This window comes from Winogradskyella sp. (assembly GCF_965228925.1).
GTDB lineage: Bacteria > Bacteroidota > Bacteroidia > Flavobacteriales > Flavobacteriaceae > Winogradskyella.
The window spans coordinates 411,129-434,527 of sequence record NZ_OZ245845.1; the positions used below are offsets into that span (position 1 = coordinate 411,129).

A 23,399-nucleotide genomic window follows, 5' to 3' on the forward strand; every position below is an offset into this window, starting at 1 on the left:
AGGTTTGCTTGTAAAATTCTTAACATAATATTTGGGTATTGCTATTAGTTTTTGATGAGTCGTTTGAAGATTGAACCTGATGCCGTAACTAATTCAATAAAGTACAGTCCATTATCATAGGGCCTCATATCTACGGCATTATCTGTAACATCCTCTAAGCTTAGAATACGTCTTCCCTTTAGATCATAGACATTGACGGTATAAGACCCTTCAATACCTTCGATGTAAAAATGTTCCCGTGTCGGGTTGGGATAGAGCGCAACCGACGCTTCGTTGTAAACTGTTGTGCCGAGTCTGCTTACCACTGCCCCAGAGCAATCATAGCTATCGTCAATTATTTTTACGCCTGGAGCATAAATACAATCTGCTATGGTCCCTCCGCCACAGGCTGTATAGAACTGATCTTGGAATAGGCCGTCACTAAAGAAACAGACATCGGCATCGGCATTGACATCCGCGTAGCGCAGCTTAATATGCATTAACAGCTTTGGCGTGGCGGTGATCTGTAGCTCGGACACCGTCTCTAGGCCTTCCAAAGCGATGTTCTGTTGAAAGGACAGTGCTACTCTGGAACCCGTGTTGTCGTTCTTTATAAAGTACTTGTACGCTGGTGTGGATGCACCAAACGAATACCCTAATATGGAACCTTCGGGTTGGCTGTACTCTATATGACCATTGGCCTGCACATGTTCGCCAAAGGCGGCGGTATTGTAATCTAAATACAGCAGACCTGAGCCCACATAGAAGTCTTCATCGCTTTCTATCATGATATCGGCCTCGTAATAATAATCCGTATCATCACTGGTCATACGTGCATTGGCAAAGGATAGGGTGATACTTGGAGATAAGGGGTTGTGATCTGGGTTAGAGGAACCTCTATATTGTTGGCCTCGACCGAGATTTGGAAAGATTACGTCAAAGACATCCGATAACTGAACCTCAGAGTTAATATTTGTGTCCGCATCATTATAACCCGAAATTCCCAAGGATTCATAAACATATTCGGCATCCGAAAATAGTATCTGTGTATTATTATCAGAGTCCCCCGCATACATCCCATAGCGCCCATTGGGCAATAGAACCACGCCATTAAGAGCACCTGCTATCAAATTAGGATCTGTGGACAGATCTAATGTTGTTGTACTTATGCTGTGTGTAGACGCTGTCATAATACCCACGTGATTGCGGTGGTTCACGGCGACATAATAACGGTCAGGTACTACATTAAACACCAAAGGGGAACTGCCATCTACAGCAACCACATCACCATCGCGTTGTAATAGTGCGGATCGGGAGCCGACAATTACTCTGCTATCGTCCTTATCTCGAAGTTCTACCCAAACCCAGTCTACAATAGCATTAGCATTTGCTCCTGCAACTGCGCTAAAGGTCTCTGCCCCTCCTACTTCTAATCCATCAGCGTAAGGCGATATTAGCGGCATAAAATTCGAGCCCCAGACTCTTAGCTCATCATGCATAAGGTCTTCCTCACCAGATATAGGAGTTAAACTGGCACCTTGTAAATATACTTTAGGACTTAAGGTCACATAGGAAGCGCAAGATGATGATAGTCCACCATCGGGTATGATCCAGCCGTAATTGTCTATCAAGTTTTGACGAGCAGCCTCCCCTAAACAATACTGGCTATTCCCGCCAGAGAAGGTGGTGATATTTTCAGGAATCTGTGTTTCACCAGGATCTAGGGTACTCCAACCCAGGAGCAAGGCATCGTAATTATCAACAGATAGGGTGGCACCATCGAACATATCCTTCATATATTCAGCCGAACTCACGTCCCAACTTCCGATATCCTGATTGAAGGCTGAAGCATTTTGAAACATATAGCTCATATGGGCCACTGAACTTACGTCCCAATTCCCGATATCCTGGTTGAACGCTGAAGAGCCATTAAACATAGAGTGCAATACGGTCACTGAACTCACGTCCCAATCCCCGATATCCTGATTGAAAGCAGAGGTATAATAAAACATAGCGCCCATATTTGTTACAGAACTCACGTTCCAATCCCCGATATCCTGATTGAAGACAGCGGTATGATAAAACATAGCACTAATATTAGTCACAGCGCTTACATCCCAATTTCCAATGTCTTGATTGAAAGTGTCAGCATCTTGAAACATCCTACGCATAGAATTTACAGCGCTTACATTCCAACTTCCGATATCTTGATTAAATACTAAAGCACCTCTAAACATCCAACTCATATCAGTCACAGCGCTCACGTCCCAACCCCCGATGTCTTGATTAAAAGATGAGGCTAGTGAGAACATAGCATTCATATTGGTTACAGCACTTACGTTCCAATTCCCGATATCCTGGTTGAAGGCTGAAGCACCACTAAACATATTACTCATGTCGGTCACAGTACTCACATCCCAATGCCCAATAGCGCCATTCATAGAGGATCCATAATAGAACATATAAGACAGATCTGTAAGCCCTGAGAGGTCAGGCGCATCGGTCGCCGATACATTGAGATTAGTGCAACCCCGAAACGCACTTTCCATAGAGGTCCATGGATTGGTACCCCATCGAAGGATATCGATGATTTTGTCTCTATCGTCAGCGTTTAGAAAATAGATACGTGGGAAGGTCCCACTAATGCGTACCGTATGGGTGTCAGCAGTGGTATAGGTGTGTGTGGCATTTCCTGTGAGCCCGGTATCAATCGTACCATCCCCCCAGTCTACCGTATAGTCATAGGTCTCCCCCGAAAAGGTGGGGATGGTGATACTCTCATCGTCTGAGCTAGTTCGCCATGTGGTGACAAATGCTTCGCAGGATGGGGCATAACCACCATCGGAGATGGTCCAGCCGTAATTGTTTATCAAGTTTTGACGGGCGGTATCCCCTAAACAATACTCGCTATTTCCAGCATCGAAGTTAAGGTTCGTAGAAACCTGTGTTTCACCAGTATCTAGGGTACTCCAACCTAGGAGCAAGGCATCGTAATTATCAACAGATAGGGTGACACCTTCAAACATTTGAGACATTTGAGACACAGCACTTACATCCCAACTTCCGATATTCTGGTTGAAGGCTGAAGCATCAGTGAACATACCAAGCATATTGGTCACAGCACTTACATCCCAATTTCCAATAGCTTGATTAAATGTTGAAGCACTATCGAACATATGGCTCATGTCAGTCACAGCGCTCACATTCCAAGCTCCGATATCTTGATTAAAAGCTGAGGCCGTTCGAAACATATAGCTCATCTCAGTCGTAGCGCTTACATTCCAACTTCCGATGTATCGATTAAAGGCAGAGGCTCCATAGAACATACCAGACATATTAGTCACGGCACTTACGTTCCAATTCCCAATATCTTGATTAAATACTGATGCGTTATGAAACATATTTAACATATTGGTCACAGTACTCATATTCCAATGGCCAATGCTGGCATTCAGGGAAGAGGCACCGTCGAACATATAGGATAGATCCGTAACCTCAGAGAGGTCCGGGGTATCTGAGGCCGAGATATTGAGGTTACTACAGCCGTAGAAGGCATTTCCCATGGAGCTCCAGACGTTGTCCCCCCATTGGCTGATGTCCACGATATTGTTTTTGTCACCGCTATTGTTGAAATAGATCCTTGGGAAATTACCTCTGATGCTTACTGTATAGGTCCCTGCTGTGTCGTAGTCGTGGGTAGCATCTCCGGTCTGATTCAGGCTATATTCACCATCACCCCAATCGACCGAATAGGAATAGATCTCTTCAGGGAAGGTTGGGATTGTGATGTGCTCTCCGGCAGATATGGTCTGCCATTGTGTAACAAATGGTGCACAGAACGGGGCTTCTCCTAGATCCGTGATGGTCCAGCCGTAATTGTTTATCAAGTTTTGACGGGCAGCCTCCCCAAAACAATACTGGCTATTTTCAACACGGAAGTTAATATTCGTAGGGATCTGTGTTTCACCAGGATCTAGGGTACTCCAACCCAGGAGCAAGGCATCGTAATTATCAACAGATAGGGTGACACCGTCAAACATTTCAGACATATGAGACACAGCACTTATATCCCAACTTCCGATATCTTGATTAAAAGCTGAGGCCGATCGAAACATATAGCTCATACTAGTCGCAGCGCTTACATTCCAACTTCCGATGTATCGATTAAAGGCAGAGGCTCCATAGAACATACCAGACATATCAGTCACAGCACTTACATCCCAAGCGCCGATATCCTTATTGAAAGCTATAGCACTGAAGAACATCCCATGCATATTAGTTACAGCACTTACGTTCCAACTCCCAATATTCTGGTTGAAAGCTAAAGCATGAGAGAACATAGACTCCATATTGGTCACAGTACTCATATCCCAATGGTCAATAGCGCTATTCATAGCGTTAGCATTCCTAAACATATGAGACAAATCAGTGACTCCCGAGAGGTCTGGTGCATCGCTAGCCGATATATTGAGATTAATGCAGCCCTGAAAAGCACGTTCCATAGAGGTCCAGGTATTGTCCCCCCATTGGGTGATGTCGATTATTTTTTCCTTATCGTCAGCGTTATTAAAATAGATCCGTGGAAAGGTCCCTCTAATACTTACTGTATAGGTATCGGCAGCAGTATAGGTATGTGTGGCATCTCCTGTGAGCCCCGTATCAATCGTGCCGTCCCCCCAATATACGGTATAGTCATAGGTCTCACCCGAGAAGGTCGGAATCGTAATGCTTTCATTATCAGTGGTAGTCTGCCAGAGGGTTATAAAAGGTGTGCTGCAGGAGGTATCCCCATCAGTGATGGTCCAGTTGTAATTGTCTATGAGGTTTTGACGAGCGATATCCCCTAAACAATACTGGCTATTTCCAGCATCGAAGTTAAGGTTTGTAGGGACCTGTGTTTCCCCAGAATCTAAGGTACTCCAACCTATCAGTAAGGCATCGTAATGCTCCGTAGATAAAGTAGCACCGTCAAGCATAGCGCCCATATCGGTCACAAAACTCACATCCCAACTTCCGATATCCTGGTTGAAGGCTGAAGCATTGGTGAACATACCAGACATATTGGTCACAGCGCTTACATCCCAATTTCCAATATCCTGATTGAAAGCTATAGCATTGGAAAACATTGACTCCATATTGGTCACACTACCCACATCCCAATGGCCTATAGCGTCATTCATAGCGGAAGCTCCTTCAAACATATAAGACAGATCCGTGAGCACTGAGAGGTCTGGTGCATCGGTCGCCGATATATTAAGATTAGTGCAGCCCATAAAAGCACGTTCCATAGAGGTCCAGGGATTGGCGCCCCATTGGGTGATGTCGATGATTTTGTCACTATCGCCAGCATTATTAAAATATATCCGTGGAAAGGTACCTCTAATGCTTACCGTATAGGTATCGGCAGCAGTGTATGTATGTGTGGCATTTCCTGCGAGTCCGGTATCAACCGTACCATCTCCCCAGTCTACCCTATAGTTATAGATGTCTCCCGAAAAGGTCGGGATGGTGATGCTCTCATTGTCAGCGTCAGTCTGCCAGAGGGTTATAAAAGATAAGCAGGAGGTATCGCCATCGGTGATGGTCCAGCCGTAATTGTCTATCAGGTTTTGACGGGCGATATCCCCTAAACAATACTGGCTATTTCCAGCATGGAAGTTAAGGTTCGTAGGAACCTGTGTTTCCCCAGAGTCTAAGGTACTCCAACCTATCAGTAAGGCATCGTAATGCGCTGTAGATAAGGTGGCACCGTCAAGCATAGAACTCATATCAGTCGCAGAACTCACGTCCCAACTTCCGATGTCCTGGTTAAAAGCTGAAGCACCATTGAACATAAAACTCATATTAGTAACAGCGCTCACATCCCAATTTCCAATATCTTGATTAAATCTTGAAGCACCACTAAACATATTATTCATATCAGTCACAGTGCTCACATTCCAATTTCCAATATCTTGATTGAAAGCTATAGCATTGGAAAACATAGACTCCATATTGGTCACAGCACTTACATTCCAATGGCCTATAGCGCCATTCATAGCGGAAGCTCCTTCAAACATATAAGACAGATCCGTGACCCCTGAGAGGTCTGGTGCATCGGTGGCCGATATATGAAGATTAGTGCAGCCCATAAAAGCACGTTCCATAGAGGTCCAGGGATTGGCGCCCCATTGGAGGATATCGATGATGTTGTCACTATCGCCAGTGTTATTAAAATAGATCCGTGGAAAGGTCCCGCTAATGCGCACTGTATAGGTGTCAGCAGTCGTATAGGTATGCATGGCATTTCCTGTGAGCCCACTATCGATCGTGCCATCCCCCCAGTCTACCCTATAGTTATAGATGTCTCCCGAAAAGGTCGGAATCGTAATGCTTTCATTATCAGTGGTGGTCTGCCAGAGGGTTGTAAAAGGTATGCTACAGGAGGTATCGCCATCGGTGATGGTCCAGTTGTAATTGTCTATCAGGTTTTGACGGGCGATATCCCCTAAACAATACTGGCTATTTCCAGCATCGAAGTTAAGGTTCGTAGGGACCTGTGTTTCCCCAGAGTCTAAGGTACTCCAACCTATCAGTAAGGCATCGTAATACTCCGTAGATAGGATGGCACCGTCAAGCATAGAACTCATATCGGTCACAGAACTCACGTCCCAACCTCCGATATCCTGGTTGAAGGCTGAAGCATTGGTGAACATACCAGACATGTTGGTTACAGTGCTCACATCCCAATCCCCGATGTCTTGATTAAATGTTGAAGCACTATCGAACATATTGCTCATACCAGTCACAGCACTTACATCCCAAGCGCCGATATCCTGATTGAAAGCTAAAGCATTGGCAAACATACCAGACATATCGGTCACAGCACTTACGTTCCAATTCCCAATATCCTGGTTGAAGGCTGAAGCACCATTGAACACATTAACCATGGAGCTTACAGTGCTCACATTCCAATTTCCAATGTCTTGATTAAATGTTGAAGCACTCTCAAACATCTTATTCATATCAGTCACAGCGCTCACATCCCAAGCGCCGATATCTTGATTGAAATCTGAGGCGATTCGAAACATAGAGTCCATATTAGTCACAGCGCTTACATTCCAACTTCCGATGTCTTGATTAAAGGCAGAGGCTCCATAGAACATATAGTTCATCTCAGTCACAGCGCTTACATTCCAACTTCCAATATCTTGATTAAAGGCAGCGACTTCATAGAACATAGCATGCATACTAGTCACAGCACTTACATCCCAAGCGCTGATATCCTGATTGAAAGCTCTAGCTCTTAAGAACATAGCGGTCATATTAGTCACAGAACTCACGTCCCAATGGCCAATATCAGCATTCATAGAGGTAGCACCTAAGAACATATGAGACATATCGGTGACCCCTGAAAGGTCTGGGGCGTCGGTGGCTGATATATTGAGATTAGTGCAGCCCAAAAAAGCACTTTCCATAGAGGTCCAGGCATTGTCGCCCCATTGGGTGATGTCGATTATTTTGTTTTCATTGTTGTTATTACTGCCACTGAAATAGATACGCGGAAAGGTACCGATGATCGCTACTTCATATACTCCTGGTGTACTATAGGTATGCCATGCTGCTCCAGTATGGCCCCTGGAGATGGTTCCGTCCCCCCAGTTCACATCGTAATCATAGAGATTTTCCACACCGTAGTGGGTCGGAATTCTGATGCCCTCGCCAGCATTAGTGATTTGCCATTTGGTGACAAAGGACGAGCAAGATAGACCGCCGTCCGTGATGGCCCAATTATAGGGTTGGCCCATCAGTTTCTGCCGTGACATTTCCCCTAGACAGTACTGGCTGTTGCCACCGTGAAATGTAATACCTATAGGTATTTGCGTTTCCCCAGCGTTTTCATCCAAAGTGCTCCAACCATTCAATATAGCTTCGTAATTGTCTGTGGAAAGGGTGACTCCATCGAACATATCGTCCATGCTCGTCATACTGCTGATGTCCCAATTACCAATATTCTGGTCAAAGGAGGACGCTCCGTTGAACATATGATGCATGTCGTTAACATTGCTCACGTTCCAATCTCCGATGTCCTGGTTGAAGGACGTGGCATTGGCGAACATTCCACGTGCATTGATGACATTGCTTAGGTCCCAACTCCCAATATTTTGATTGAAGGAAACGGCTGATTCGAACATACTTTCCATAGTGGCTACACTACTCACATCCCAAAGGCCTATAGCGCCATTCATAGAGGAAGCTCCTTCAAACATATAAGACAGATCAGTGACCCCTGAGAGGTCTGGGGCGTCGGTAGCCGATATATTGAGATTAGTGCAACCCTCAAAAGCACGTTCCATAGAGGTCCAAGGATTGGCGCCCCATTGGCTGATATCGATGATTTTGTCTCTATCGCCAGTGTTATTAAAATAGATCCGTGGAAAGGTACCGCTCATGCGTACTTTATAGGTGCCAGCAGTACTATAGGTATGTGTGGCATTTCCTGTGAGCCCAGTATCAATCGTACCATCCCCCCAGTCTACCCAATAGTTATAGCTGTCTCCCGAGAAGGTCGGGATAGTAATACTCTCATTATCTGAACTAGTTTGCCATGTGGTGACAAATGATGAACAGGACGAGGCTTCTCCTAAATCCGTGATGGTCCAGTTGTAATTGCCTGTCAGGTTTTGACGGACGGTATACCCTAAACAATACTGGCTATTTCCAGCATGGAAGTTGAGGTTCGTAGGGACCTGTGTTTCCCCAGAGTCTAAGGTACTCCAGCCTATCAGTAAGGTATCGTAATGTTCTGTAGATAGGGTGACACCGTCAAGCATAGCTCCCATATCGGTCACAGAACTCACGTCCCAACTTCCGATATCTTGATTGAATGTTGAAGCACTATCGAACATATTGCTCATATCAGTCACAGCGCTTACATCCCAAGCGCCGATATCCTGATTGAAGGCTAAAGCATTGTAGAACATACCATGCATATTAGTCACAGCACTTACGTTCCAATTCCCAATATCCTGGTTGAAAGCTAAAGCATTGGAGAACATAGAATCCATATTGGTCACACTACCCACATCCCAATGCCCTACAGCGCCATTCATAGAGGAAGCTCCTTCAAACATATAAGACAGATCGGTGACTCCCGATAGGTTTGGTGCATCGGTCGCCGATATGTTGAGATTAGTGCAACCCTCAAAAGCACGTTCCATAGAGGTCCAAGGATTGGCGGCCCATTGGCTGATGTCGATTATTTTGTCTCTATCGCCAGTGTTATTAAAATAGATCCGTGGAAAGGTGCCAGTAATGTTTACCGTATAGGTGCCAGCAACACTATAGGTGTGTGTGGCATTCCCAGTATGATCGGTTGTAATGGTGCCATCTCCCCAGTCTACCGTAAAAGAATAGTCCTCTCCCGTATAGGTAGGAATGGTAATACTCTCTTGCGCCGCAGTGGTTACCCATTCAGTGATAAAGGGGTCGCAAGATTCTCCTCCATCTGAGATCGTCCAGCCATACTGATCAATTAGGTTCTGTCGTGCCGCACCACCTCCATGACAAAACTGACTGTTTCCAGCATTGAAGCTACGGTTCGTAGGGATCTGTGTTTCCCCAGCGTCCGTGTCCAAGGTGCTCCAACCTATCAATAAAGCGTCGTAGTTGGCCGTGGAAAGCGTGGCATTGCTGAACATGCCTACCATAGTTGTTACACTACCGATGTCCCAACCACCAAGGTCTTTGTCAAAAGAAGTGGCTCTATTGAACATCCACCTCATTTTGGTCACCGAACTTACATCCCAACGGCCGATGTCCTGATTGAACGAAGAGGCTTTGTCAAACATATTTGACAAATCTATTACCGATCCTAGATTCCAATCACCAATATCCTGATTAAAAGAAGTGGCGCTATCGAACATCTTACCCATAGTGGTCACATTGCTCACATCCCAACGGCCAATGTCCTGATTGAAAGATGAAGCGCCATTAAACATGCCAAACATGTTTGTTACATTGCTTACATTCCAACTCCCAATATCTTGATTGAAAGATGAAGCGCCATTGAACATCCACATCATTTTGGTCACCGAACTTACATCCAAACGGCCGATGTCCTGATTGAACGAAGAAGCTCCGTCAAACATATTTGACAAATCTGTTGCCGATCCTATGTTCCAATCACCAATATCTTGATCAAAAGAGTAGGCATGGTAGAACATTGCTATTATCTCAACCACCGAACTTACGTCCCAACTCCCGATGCTTTGATTGAAAGCACTAGCATTGGCAAACATACTTTTCATATCGGTGACGGCACTTACATTCCAATTTCCAATGTCCTGATTGAAATCGGAGGCATATGCGAACATTATTCTCATATCGTTTACACTGCTCACATCCCAATTGCCAATATCCTGATTGAAAGAGGAGGCGCCATTGAACATGCCTTCCATAGTTGTCACGTTGCTCACATCCCAATGGCCAATGGCCCCATTCATTGAGGTGGCGTCCGCGAACATCAATGAGAGGTCTGTAGCACCAGAAAGGTCTGGGGCGTCCGTAGCGGATATGTTCAAATTGCTACAGCCATGGAATGCTCCTGCCATGGAACTCCAAACAATTTCCCCCCATTGCGCAATGTCGATGATCTTGTCCTTGTCTCCTTCATTATTGAAATAGATGCGTGGAAACCTACCGCTGATGCTAATTGTATAGGTCCCAGGATCGGCGTATATATGTGTGGCATTTCCAGTATGATCTGTCGTAATGGTGCCATCTCCCCAGTCTACATTAAAAAGATAGTCCTCTCCTGTATACATAGGAATTGTAATACTTTCGTTGGCCGAAGTGATCTGCCAAAGGGTGATAAAAGGTGGACAGTCTGTAATCCCTCCATCTGAGATCGTCCAGCCATACTGATCAATTAAGTTCTGCCGTGCCAGATCACCTGTACAATACTTGCTATCGCCACCATGGAATTCGACGCCTTCTGGAACCCGCGTCTCTCTAGCATCCAAAGTGTTCCATTTAATTAGCAGTTTGTCGTAGTTGGCCGTGGAAAGTGCGACACCCTCGAACATATGCGCCATAGTAGTGACACTACTGATATCCCAATAACTAATATCTGCATTCATGGAAGAGGCATTGTTGAACATATACGATAGGTCAGTCACACCCGAGAGTTCTGGAGCATCCGTGGCCGAGATGTTCAGATTGCTACAGCCATAAAAGGCACTTCCCATCGAGGTCCATGGGTTGTTCCCCCATTGGGTGATATCGAGAATCTTGTCCTTGTCACCGCTATTGTTGAAATAGATCCTTGGGAAGGTACCACTTATACCGATCTCGTGGGTCCCAGGATTGGCGTATGTATGCGTGGCATTCCCAGTATGATTTGTCGTAATGGTGCCATCTCCCCAGTCTACAGTAAAAGAATAGTCCTCTCCCGTATAGGTAGGAATGGTAATACTCTCTTGCGCCGCAGTGGTTACCCATTCGGTGATAAAGGGGTCGCAAGATTCTCCTCCATCTGAGATCGTCCAGCCATACTGATCAATTAGGTTCTGTCGTGCAGCACCACCTCCATGACAAAACTGACTGTTTCCAGCATTGAAGCTACGGTTCGTAGGGATCTGTGTTTCCCCAGCGTCCGTGTCCAAGGTGCTCCAACCTATCAATAAAGCGTCGTAGTTGGCTGTGGAAAGCGTGGCATTGCTGAACATGCCTACCATAGTTGTTACACTACCGATGTCCCAACCACTAAGGTCTTTGTTAAAAGAAGTGGCTCTATTGAACATCCACCTCATTTTGGTCACCGAACTTACATCCCAACGGCCGATGTCCTGATTGAACGAAGAGGCTTCGTCAAACATATTTGACAAATCTATTACCGATCCTAGATTCCAATCACCAATATCCTGATTAAAAGATGCAGCTTTCTTGAACATATTACCCATAGTGGTCACATTGCTCACATCCCAACGGCCAATGTCCTGATTGAAAGAGGATGCGCCATTGAACATGCCAAACATGTTTGTTACATTGCTTACATTCCAACTCCCAATATCTTGATTGAAAGATAAAGCGCCATTGAACATGCCTGCCATACTTGTCACGTTGCTCACACCCCAACGGCCGATGTCCTGATTGAACGAAGAGGCTGCTTCAAACATATTTGACAAATCTGTTGCCGGTCCTATGTTCCAATCACCAATATCTTGATCAAAAGAGTAGGCATGGTAGAACATTGCTCTTATCTCAATCACCGAACTTATGTCCCAAGCTCCGATGTCTTGATTAAAATCTTTAGCATTGGCGAACATACTTTTCATATTGGTGACGGCACTTACATTCCAATTTCCAATGTCCTGATTGAAATCGGAGGCATATGCGAACATTATTCTCATATCGTTTACACTGCTCACATCCCAATTGCCAATATCCTGATTGAAAGAGGAGGCGCCATTGAACATGCCTTCCATAGTTTTCACGTTGCTAACATCCCAATGGCCAATGGCCCCATTCATTGAGGTGGCGTCCGCGAACATCAATGAGAGGTCTGTAACACCAGAAAGGTCTGGGGCGTTCGTAGCGGATATGTTCAAATTGCTACAGCCACGGAACGCTTCTGCCATGGAACTCCAAACATTTTCCCCCCATTGCGCAATGTCGATAATCTTGTCCTTGTCACTACTATCCTTGAAATAGATACGTGGAAACCTACCGCTGATGCTTATTGTATAGGTCCCAGGATCGGCGTATATATGTGTGGCATTTCCAGTATGATCTGTCGTAATGGTGCCATCTCCCCAGTCTACATTAAAAAGATAGTCCTCTCCTGTATACATAGGAATTGTAATACTTTCGTTGGCCGAAGTGATCTGCCAAAGGGTGATAAAAGGTGGACAGTCTGTAATCCCTCCATCTGAGATCGTCCAGCCATACTGATCAATTAAGTTCTGCCGTGCCAGATCACCTGTACAATACTTGCTATCGCCACCATGGAATTCGACGCCTTCTGGAACCCGCGTCTCTCTAGCATCCAAAGTGTTCCATTCAATTAGCAGTTTGTCGTAGTTGGCCGTGGAAAGTGCGACACCCTCGAACATATGCGCCATAGTAGTGACACTACTGATATCCCAATAACCAATATCTGCATTCATGGAAGAGGCATTGTTGAACATATACGATAGGTCTGTCACACCCGAGAGTTCTGGAGCATCCGTGGCCGAGATGTTCAGATTGCTACAGCCATAAAGGGCACTTCCCATCGAGGTCCATGGGTTGTTCCCCCATTGGGTGATATCGAGGATCTTGTCCTTGTCACCGCTATTGTTGAAATAGATCCTTGGGAAGGTACCACTTATACTGATCTCGTGGGTCCCAGGATTGGCGTATGTATGCGTGGCATTCCCAGTATGATCGGTTGTAATGGTGCCATCTCCCCAGTCTACAGTAAAAGAATAGTCCTCTCCTGTATAGGTAGGAATGGTAATACTCTCTTGCGCCGCAGTGGTTACCCATTCGGTGATAAAGGGGTTGCAAGATTCTCCTCCATCTGAGATCGTCCAGCCATATTGATCAATTAAGTTCTGTCGCGCAGCACCACCTCCATGACAAAACTGACTGTTTCCAGCATTGAAGCTACGGTTCGTAGGGATCTGTGTTTCCCCAGCGTCCGTATCCAAGGTGCTCCAACCTATCAATAAGGCGTCGTAGTTGGCCGTGGAAAGCGTGATCTCATCGAACATGCCTACCATAGTTGTTATACTACCGATGTCCCAACCACCAAGGTCTTGGTCAAAAGAAGTAGCTTTATGGAACATCCACCTCATTTTGGTCACCGAACTTACATTCCAACGGCCGATGTCCTGATTGAACGAAGAGGCTTCGTCAAACATATTTGACAAATCTATTACCGATCCTGTATCCCAATCACCAATATCCTGATTAAAAGATGAAGCTCTCTTGAACATCTTGCCCATAGTGGTCACATTGCTCACATTCCAACGGCCAATGTCCTGATTGAAAGAGGATGCAATAAAGAACATCTCAAACATGTTTGTTACATTGCTTACATTCCAACTCCCAATATCTTGATTGAAAGATGAAGCGCCATCGAACATGCCTTTCATAGTTGTCACGTTGCTCACATCCCAACGGCCGATGTCCTGATTGAACGAAGAGGCTGCTTCAAACATATTTGACAAATCTGTTGCCGATCCTATGTTCCAATCACCAATATCTTGATCAAAAGAGTAGGCATGGTAGAACATTGCTCTTATCTCAATCACCGAACTTACGTCCCAACTCCCGATGCTTTGATTGAAAGCACTAGCATTGGCAAACATACTTTTCATATCGGTGACGGCACTTACATTCCAATTTCCAATGTCCTGATTGAAATCGGAGGCATATGCGAACATTATTCTCATATCGTTTACACTGCTCACATCCCAATTGCCAATATCCTGATTGAAAGAGGAGGCGCCATTGAACATGCCTTCCATAGTTGTCACGTTGCTCACATCCCAATGGCCAATGGCCCCATTCATTGCGGCGGCGTCCGCGAACATCAATGAGAGGTCTGTAGTACCAGAAAGGTCTGGGGCGTCCGTAGCGGATATGTTCAAATTGCTACAGCCACGGAACGCTTCTGCCATGGAACTCCAAACATTTTCCCCCCATTGCGCAATGTCGATAATCTTGTCCTTGTCACTACTATCCTTGAAATAGATACGCGGGAAACTACCGCTGATGCTTACTGTATAGGTCCCAGGACCGGCGTACATATGTGTGGCATCGCCCGAATGGCGTGTGATAAGGCTCCCGTCTCCCCAATCGACCCAATAGTCATAGACCAATCCGGTATTGCCATCGGAGAAGATCGGAATCGTGATGCTTTCATTCGCTGTAGTGGTTTGCCAAGTGGTTACAAATGAGTCAGCAAAGCATTCATTAGTCTCGTCCAGCACATTGATCTCCATAGAGAATGCCTGGGTCTCGTTTCCACTTGCATCAGAAATCGTGGCATCAATTGAAATAGTGCTTCCGACATCCAAACAACTGATTTCCGTTCCAATGATCGCTGCGTTCAGTATAAGACCCTGTGTATCCGTACAATTGTCCTGAAAGGCATTTATGGTATCAGCGAAAAGGTCCTCGGTTATGGTCAAAAGACCCCCTTGAGGAATTTCAATATCATAGCGCTGGGGGAGCTCAAAGGTATGTGGAGCGGTCAATATTGGGGGGATTCCATCTACTACGGTGACGTCGGTCACACAGTAGCTCCCTTGATTGTTATAGTCGAATACGGCCAAGGCCACCGTCTTGTCCCCAAGATCTTCGCAGGTAAGGGTGTACTCTTCGAACGTTACGATTTGCAAAGGCCCTGTAAACTCCATAAAGTCATAGTCGTATATGCCGCAATTATCGGTACTTCCTCCATCGATTTCTTCGGGCTGTATTGTGTACTGGCCGGTTTCATCGAGGTATACGGTGATCTCCTGGCATACCGGGCTTGGAAGTTCATCATCCGTCCCGTTGCTGATGGAAAAGAATTCGTGGTCCGTAGTGGTGTCGCCCTTATTGACGAGTACCAGATAGTCTCCAATAGAGAGGTCATCAAAGAATCCTGTGCCATTTATTCGCATGAACCCGTCGTCATCGCTTCTGAGTAGGATATATTTTACCTCGTAGGTCCCGCAGCCGGCCGTCTGTCCTGTAGTCACTTTGACACTGGCCGGTTGTGTACAGTCCGCCGTGTCCACGATATCGAGGGATGTAATGATAGGATTGCAGTCATTCCTGTTCACAAAGCGATATTTTATGAAACCGTCCTCCCTGTCCGAGTCCTCTGGTATTTGAATGATATTGCCATATAGACCAGGTAGGGTATAGCTTCCGCCACCGCCTCCTGATCTGAAGCTTTCAGAACCGCCACCGCCGCCAGAATATCCGCCGCCACCGCCAGCGCCGCCTCTATCATTCCCAGAACCGGAACCACCACCACCAAAGCCCCATCCGCCGTCTGGAAAGCTCCATCCTTCTACTGTAAAATCGATCCCGCCACCAACACCACCCTGCCATGTGCCCATCTCGCCTTCTCTCCCCTCATATGGTCCACCAGTATCTATAGATGGGGAAAATGCACCGCCTCCTCCGCCTGCGGGAAAAATATAATCATCAAACATTCCATTATTTTCAATAATATAACTTAGGGTTTCCCCACCCATACCATTGACACCACCATGCCCACCGGAGTCTATCCCATCTTCCGTCAAAGAGGCATCTTTCCCTTCATGATCTATACAGCTAAAAAAAGGTGTAAGTACATAGCCGCCACCACCAGCTCCGGCTACGGCCAGTATTCGATAGTTCTCTGGGGTCATGTCCAAAACCGCTGTTCCACCCCCACCAGCACCGCCACCATTAGCTTCTCTATTAGCACCTTTACCCCCTACTATAAAACGTATCGGGGTACCTAGTTGTAATTCGTTCGAAGCGCCGCCGATGGTGAATGTTGCGATAACTTCGGCTCCCTGGCCTCCCTCACCTATGCAGCTAGCACTATATCGTGCATCTCCACCATCGCCGCCCATCAATTGGAACTCAACGTGTGTATAGTCCGTACTGCTTGGCATCACGAAGTCCTCTGCACTTCCGGTGTAGTATACGGTATGCCAACTGCCATCGGCATTGAGGGTCGACTGAGCTGTGGACATGGCAAATCCCAGTAAAAGCAACATGGAAAACACTAATATTCTTTTCATTGTAACAAGGGTTTTGAATTTTCTCTTTTAAGATATAATTGACTTTTACAGCAATGAGACCAGCGTCATACCTTCTGCCTCGTAATAATCATCAATCCCGTCGTTGGTGTTCTGCACATTGGCCAATGCCAAAGTAAGGTCCTGGGCATAAAGTGTATGTATGCCCAAAAAACATAGGGGTATTATAACTATAAATCGTTTCATTTTTTTGTTTTTAAGTAGGTCTGCTTGTAAAATTCTTAGCATCATATTTGGGTATTGCGATTAGTTTTTGATGAGTCGTTTGAAGATTGAACCTGATGCCGTAACCACTTCAATCAAGTACAGTCCATTATCATAGGGCCTCATATCTACGGCATTATCTGTAACATCCTCTAAGCTTAGTATGCGTCTCCCCTTTAGATCATAGACATTGACGGTATAAGACCCTTCAATACCTTCGATGTAAAAATGGTCCCGTGTCGGGTTGGGATAGAGCCCAACCGACGCCTCGTTGTAAACTGTTGTGCCGAGTCTGCTTACCACTGCCCCGGAGCAATCATAGCTATCGTCAATTATTTTTACGCCTGGAGCATAAATACAATCTGCTATGGTCCCTCCGCCACAGGCTGTATAGAACTGATCTTGGAATAGGCCGTCGCTAAAGAAACAGACATCGGCATCGGCATTGACATCCGCGTAGCGCAGCTTAATATGCATTAACAGCTTTGGCGTGGCGGTGATCTGTAGCTCGGACACCGTCTCTAGGCCTTCCAAAGCGATGTTCTGTTGAAAGGACAGCGCTACTCTCGAACCCGTGTTGTCGTTCTTTATAAAGTACTTGTACGCTGGTGTGGATGCACCAAACGAATACCCTAATATGGAACCTTCGGGTTGGCTGTACTCTATATGACCATTGGCCAGCACATGCTCGCCAAAGGCGGCGGTATTGTAATCTAAATACAGTAGACCTGAGCCCACATAAAAGTCTTCATCGCTTTCTATCATGATATCGGCCTCGTAATAATAATCCGTATCATCGCTGGTCATACGTGCATTGGCAAAGGATAGGGTGATACTTGGAGATAAGGGATTGTGATCTGGGTTAGAGGAACCTCTATATTGTTCGCCTTGACCGAGATTTGGAAAGATTACGTCAAAGACATCCGATAACTGAACCTGAGAATTAATATTTGCGTCCGCATCGTTATAACCCGAAGTTCCCAAGGATCCATAAACATAATCGGTATCCGAAAATGTTACCTGTGTATTACTATCACAGTCCCCCGCATACATCCCATAGCGCCCATTGGGCAATAGGACCACTCCATTATCAGCACCGCCTGCTACCAAACCGGGATTGGATAGATCTAGTATTGTTGTTGCTGCACTTATGCTGTGTGTTGAAGTTGTTATAATACCCAGGTGATTACGGTGATTCACGGCGACATAATAACGGTCAGGTTTTACATTAAACACCAAAGGGGAACTGCCATCTACGGCAACCACATCGCCATCGCGTTGTAATAGTGCGGATCGGGAGCCGACAACTAAATTGCTATTATCTCGAAGTTCTACCCAAACCCAGTCTACAATGGCATCTGCTCCTGCAACTGCGCTAAAGGTCTCTGGCCCTCCTACTTCTAATCCATCACCGTAGGGCGATATTAGCGGTATAAAATTCGAGCCCGAGACTCTTAGCTCATCATGCATAAGGTCTTCTTCACCAGATATAGGATTTAAACTGGCGCCTTGTAAATATGCTTTAGGGCTTAGGGTTACAAAGGCACATGCCGGTGACCATCCACCGTCAGTAATTCCCCAATTAAACGGTGGTTGTATCAAAATGTCGCGTGACTCATAGCTTGAACAATACTCGCTGTTACCGGATGAGAAGCTTAAGCCTGTTGGAATATGTGCTTCACCAGGATCTAGGGTACTCCACCCCAGAAGTAAGGCATCATAGTTAGCTATGGAGAGGGTTACCCCATCAAACATAGATTGCATCTCGGTTACTGCGCTGATATCCCACTGACCAAGATTTTGATCAAAGGATAAGGCATTTCGAAACATATAGCCCATATAAGTCACAGAACTCACATCCCAACTTCCGATATCCTGATTGAAGGCAGAGTTATTAGAAAACATATGAGACATATCAATCACAGAACTCACATCCCAATTTCCAATATCTTGATTAAATATTGAAGCACTATCAAACATACTACTCATATGAATCACAGCGCTTACATCCCAAGCTCCAATGTCCTGATTGAAAGCTTCGGCCCCTGCAAACATAAAACTCATATTGGTCACATTGCCCACATTCCATTGGTCGATGGCCCCATCCATAGAAGACGCCTTAATAAACATACCATACATATTAGTCACAGTGCTTACGTCCCAATGATTGATGGAAGCATCTATAGAGGAGGCAAAGGCCAGCATGGCCGATAGGCTTGTTACCCCTGACAGGTCTGGAGCATCTATGGCCGAAATATTTAGGTTACTACAACCATAAAAAGCTTTTTCCATCGAAGTCCAAGGGTTATCCCCCCATTGGACGATATCGATGATCTTATCCTTGTCACCGCTATTGTTGAAATAGATCCGTGGGAAGGTACCACTGATTCGTACCTCATAGGTTCCAGCATAAACATAGGTATGCGTGGCATCGCTTGTACGCCCACTGGTAATAGTCCCATCTCCCCAGTCTACCTTATAGTTATAGGTGTCTCCCGAGAAGGTCGGGATGGTGATACTCTCATTGTCTGAGGTCGTTTGCCATTTGGTGATAAATGCTTCACAGAATGGGGCATAACCGCCATCGGAGATGGTCCAGCCGTAGTTGTCTATCAAGTTTTGACGAGCAGCCTCCCCTAAACAATACTCGCTATTCCCACCAGAGAAGGTGGTGATATTTTCAGGAATCTGTGTTTCACCAATATCTAGGGTACTCCAACCCAGGAGTAAGGCATCGTAATGCTCTGTAGATAAGGTCATATGGTGAAACATATTGTTCATATCAGTCACTGCGCTTACATCCCAACTCCCAATGTCTTGATTAAATGCAGATGCTCCCGCAAACATACCATCCATGCGAGTTACAGCGCTCACGTCCCAATCTCCGATGTCTTGGTTGAAGGCAGATGCTACTATGAACATATTGGTCATAGTGGTTACCGAACTTACGTCCCAATTTCCGATATCTTGATTGAAAGCTGAAGCACTATAAAACATAAAGCCCATATCAGTCACTGAACTTACATCCCAATTTCCGATATCTTGATTAAATCTTTCAGCTATATAGAACATACCAGACATATCGGTCACGGCGCTTACATCCCAATTTCCGATATCTTGATTGAAGGCAGAGGCATCAAAAAACATGAACCTCATATTGGTCACAGCGCTTACATTCCAATGGCCAATAGCAGCATTCATAGAGGAAGCCTCACTGAACATATAAGACAAATTTGTGACTCCCGATAGGTTAGGTGCATCGGTTGCCGATATATTGAGATTGGAGCAGCCATGAAAAGCACGTGCCATAGAGGTCCAGGGATTGTCTCCCCATTGAGTGATGTCGATGATTTTGTTCCTATCACCCGTGTTGTTAAAATAGATACGCGAAAAGGCGCCAATGATACGAACTGTATAGGTACCGGCAGAAGTATAGCTATGTGTGGCATTTCCTGTAAGCCCGCTATCGATCGTACCATCACCCCAGTCTACCGTATAGTTATAGGTATCTCCCGAAAAGGTAGGAATGGTGATACTCTCATTGTCAGCGTCAGTCTGCCAGAGGGTTGTAAAAGGCATGCAGGAGGTATCACCATCGGTGATGGCCCAGCCGTAATTATCCATCAAGTTTTGACGGGCAGCATCCCCTAAACAATACTGGCTATTTCCAGCATGGAATTCGACGCCTTCTGGAACCCGTGCCTCTCCAGCATCCAAAGTGTTCCATCCATTCAGCAGTTTGTCGTAGTTGGCCGTGGAAAGCGTAACACCCTCGAACATATGCGCCATAAAAATGACATTGCTGATATCCCAACCGCCAATATCCTGATTAAAGGATACCGCTCCTTTGAGCATATTACTCATACCGGTGACCGATCTTACATCCCAACTTCCTAGGTCCTGATCGAAAGATGAAGCGTTCTCGAACATGCTAGTCATGTTGGCAACATGGCTTACATCCCAGTCTCCAATATCATGGTTGAAGGCTATGGCCTCTGTGAACATTCCGCTCATATCAGTCACAGAACTCACATCCCAGCTCCCGATATTCTGATCAAACGCAGTGGCATTGTAAAACATTGCGTACATATTGGTCACATTCTCCACGTTCCATCCTCCGATGTCCTGATTGAAGGAAGTGGCATCAAAGAACATCCCATACATATAGGTCACATTGCTCACGTTCCAATGTCCGATAGCGGCATTCATGGAGGAGGCACCATTGAACATATGGGACAGGCTCGTGACCCCTGAGAGGTCCGGTGCATCGGTTGCCGATATATTGAGATTGGAACAACCCTCAAAAGCATGTTCCATAGAGGTCCATGGATTGACGCCCCATTGGGAGATGTCGATGATCTTGTCCTTGTCACCACCATAGTTGAAATAGATCCGTGGAAAGGTCCCGTTAATTCGTACCGTATAGGTGCCAGTAGTAGTGTATGTATGTGTGGCATCTCCAGTGAGCCCGGTTTCAACCATACCATCTCCCCAGTCTACCGTATAGTTATAGATGTCTCCCGAAAAGGTCGGAATCGTAATGCTTTCATTATCTGTGGTGGTCTGCCATGTGGTGATAAAGGGATAGCAAGACCCTCCTCTATCTACCACATTGATCTCGATGGGAAATGTCTGGGTCTCGTTTCCATTTGCATCAGAGATCGTGGCATCAACTAAGATAGTGCTTCCGACATCCGAACAACTGAATTCGGTCCCAATGATCGTTGTGTTCAATACAAGGTTCTGTGTATCCGTACAATTGTCCTGGAAGGCATTTATGGTATCAGCGAAAAAATCTTCGGTTATGGTCACAAGGCCACCTTGAGGAATTTCAACATCATATCGCTGGGGGAACTCAAAGGTATCTGGATCGATCAATGTTGGGGGACTTCCATCTACTACGGTAACGTCGGTCACACAGTAGCTCCCTTGATGGTTATAGTCGAATACGGCCAAGGCCACCGTCTTGACCCCAAGATCCTCGCAGGTAAGGGTGTACTCTTCGAACGTTACGATTTGTAAAGGCCCTGTAAACTCCATAAAGTCATAGTCGTATATGCCACAGTTATCGGTACTTCCTCCATCGATCTCTACAGGCTGTATTGTGTACTGGCCGTTTTCATCGAGATATACGGTGATCTCCTGGCATACCGGGCTTGGAAGTTCATCATCCGTCCCGTTGCTGATGGAAAAGAATTGGTGGTCTGTGGTGGTGTCGCCCTTTTTGACGAGTACCAGATAGTCTCCAATAGAGAGGTCATCAAAGAATCCTGTGCCATTTATTCGCATGAACCCGTCGTCATCGCTCCTGAGTAGGATATATTTTACCTGGTAGGTCCCGCAGCCGGCCGTCTGTCCTGTATTCACTCTGGCACTGGCCGGTTGTGTACAGTCCTCAGTGTCCACGATATCGAGGGATGTAATGATAGGGTCGCAGTCATTCCTGTTCACAAAGCGATATTGTATGGCACCGTCATGCCTGTCCGAGGTGTCTTGTATTTGAATGATATTGGCATATAGACCGGGCGCTACATAGCTTCCGCCACCGCCGCCTGATCTGAAGTCGCTAGAACCGCCACCGCCGCCAGAATATCCGCCGCCGCCGCCGCCACCGCTGCCGAATTCCGCTTCAGCTTCAGCACCGGAACCGCCACCACCAAAGCCCCATCCGCCGTTTGGAAAGCTATTACTATCTATTGTAATATTTCCACCACCGGCACCACCCTGCCATGTACCCTGCTCGCCAGCTCTCTCTTCATATTGTCCATCAGGAACTGTAGATGGGGAAAATGCACCGCCTCCGCCGCCTGCGGGATAAGCTGCTTGACCACCAAAAGAACCTAGATCATTAACATTTAGGGTTCCCCCACCCATACCATTGACCCCACCATGCCCAGCGGAGTCTATCCCATCTTCCGTCAAAGAGGCATCCTTCCCATCATGACGATGACAGCCAAAATTCGATTTTATATAGGCGCCACCACCAGCTCCCGCTACGGCCAGTATTCGATAGTTCTCTGGGGTCATATCCAAGACCGCCGTTCCACCCCCACCAGCACCACCGCCAAAAGCGCTACCTGTGAAATTAGCTCCTTTACCACCAACAATAAATCTTATAGGGGCATCTAATGGTATTTCATTCGAAGCATTACCGATCGTGAATGTTGCGATAATTTCGGCTCCCTGACCTCCATTTGCCTGACAAGTCCCCAAAAAAGTAAACTTGGCATCTCCACCGTCAGCGCCCAACAAATGGAACTCAACGTGTGTATAGTCCGTACTGCTCGGCATCACGAAGTTCTTTGCACTTCCGGTGTAGTATACGGTATGCCAATCGCCATCGGCATTGAGGGTCGACTGAGCTGTGGATATGGCAAATCCCAGTAGAAGCAACATGGAAAACACTAATATTCTTTTCATCGTAACAAGGGGTTTTGAATT

General features: G+C 46.0%; 3 protein-coding genes. All 3 read right to left on the minus strand.

Annotated features, from left to right (window positions below; genetic code table 11):
- Positions 1-44 precede the first annotated feature (44 nt).
- Genes ACO052_RS01570 through ACO052_RS01580 form a run of 3 tightly spaced genes read right to left on the minus strand, consistent with a single transcriptional unit; the run spans position 45 to position 23,378 of the window.
- The gene (locus tag ACO052_RS01570; RefSeq protein ID WP_422106258.1) at positions 45-16,736 is read right to left on the minus strand and encodes a BspA family leucine-rich repeat surface protein; all 16,692 of its coding nucleotides are present in this window, start codon (positions 16,734-16,736) and stop codon (positions 45-47) included.
- 45 nt (positions 16,737-16,781) lie between these two features.
- Positions 16,782-16,940, minus strand: coding sequence for a hypothetical protein (locus ACO052_RS01575; RefSeq protein ID WP_422106259.1), 159 nt, complete (start codon positions 16,938-16,940; stop codon positions 16,782-16,784).
- A gap of 60 nt (positions 16,941-17,000) precedes the next feature.
- Entirely contained in the window at positions 17,001-23,378 is a 6,378-nt protein-coding gene (locus ACO052_RS01580; RefSeq protein WP_422106260.1) for a BspA family leucine-rich repeat surface protein, read from the minus strand.
- Between the last annotated feature and the right edge of the window lie 21 nt (positions 23,379-23,399).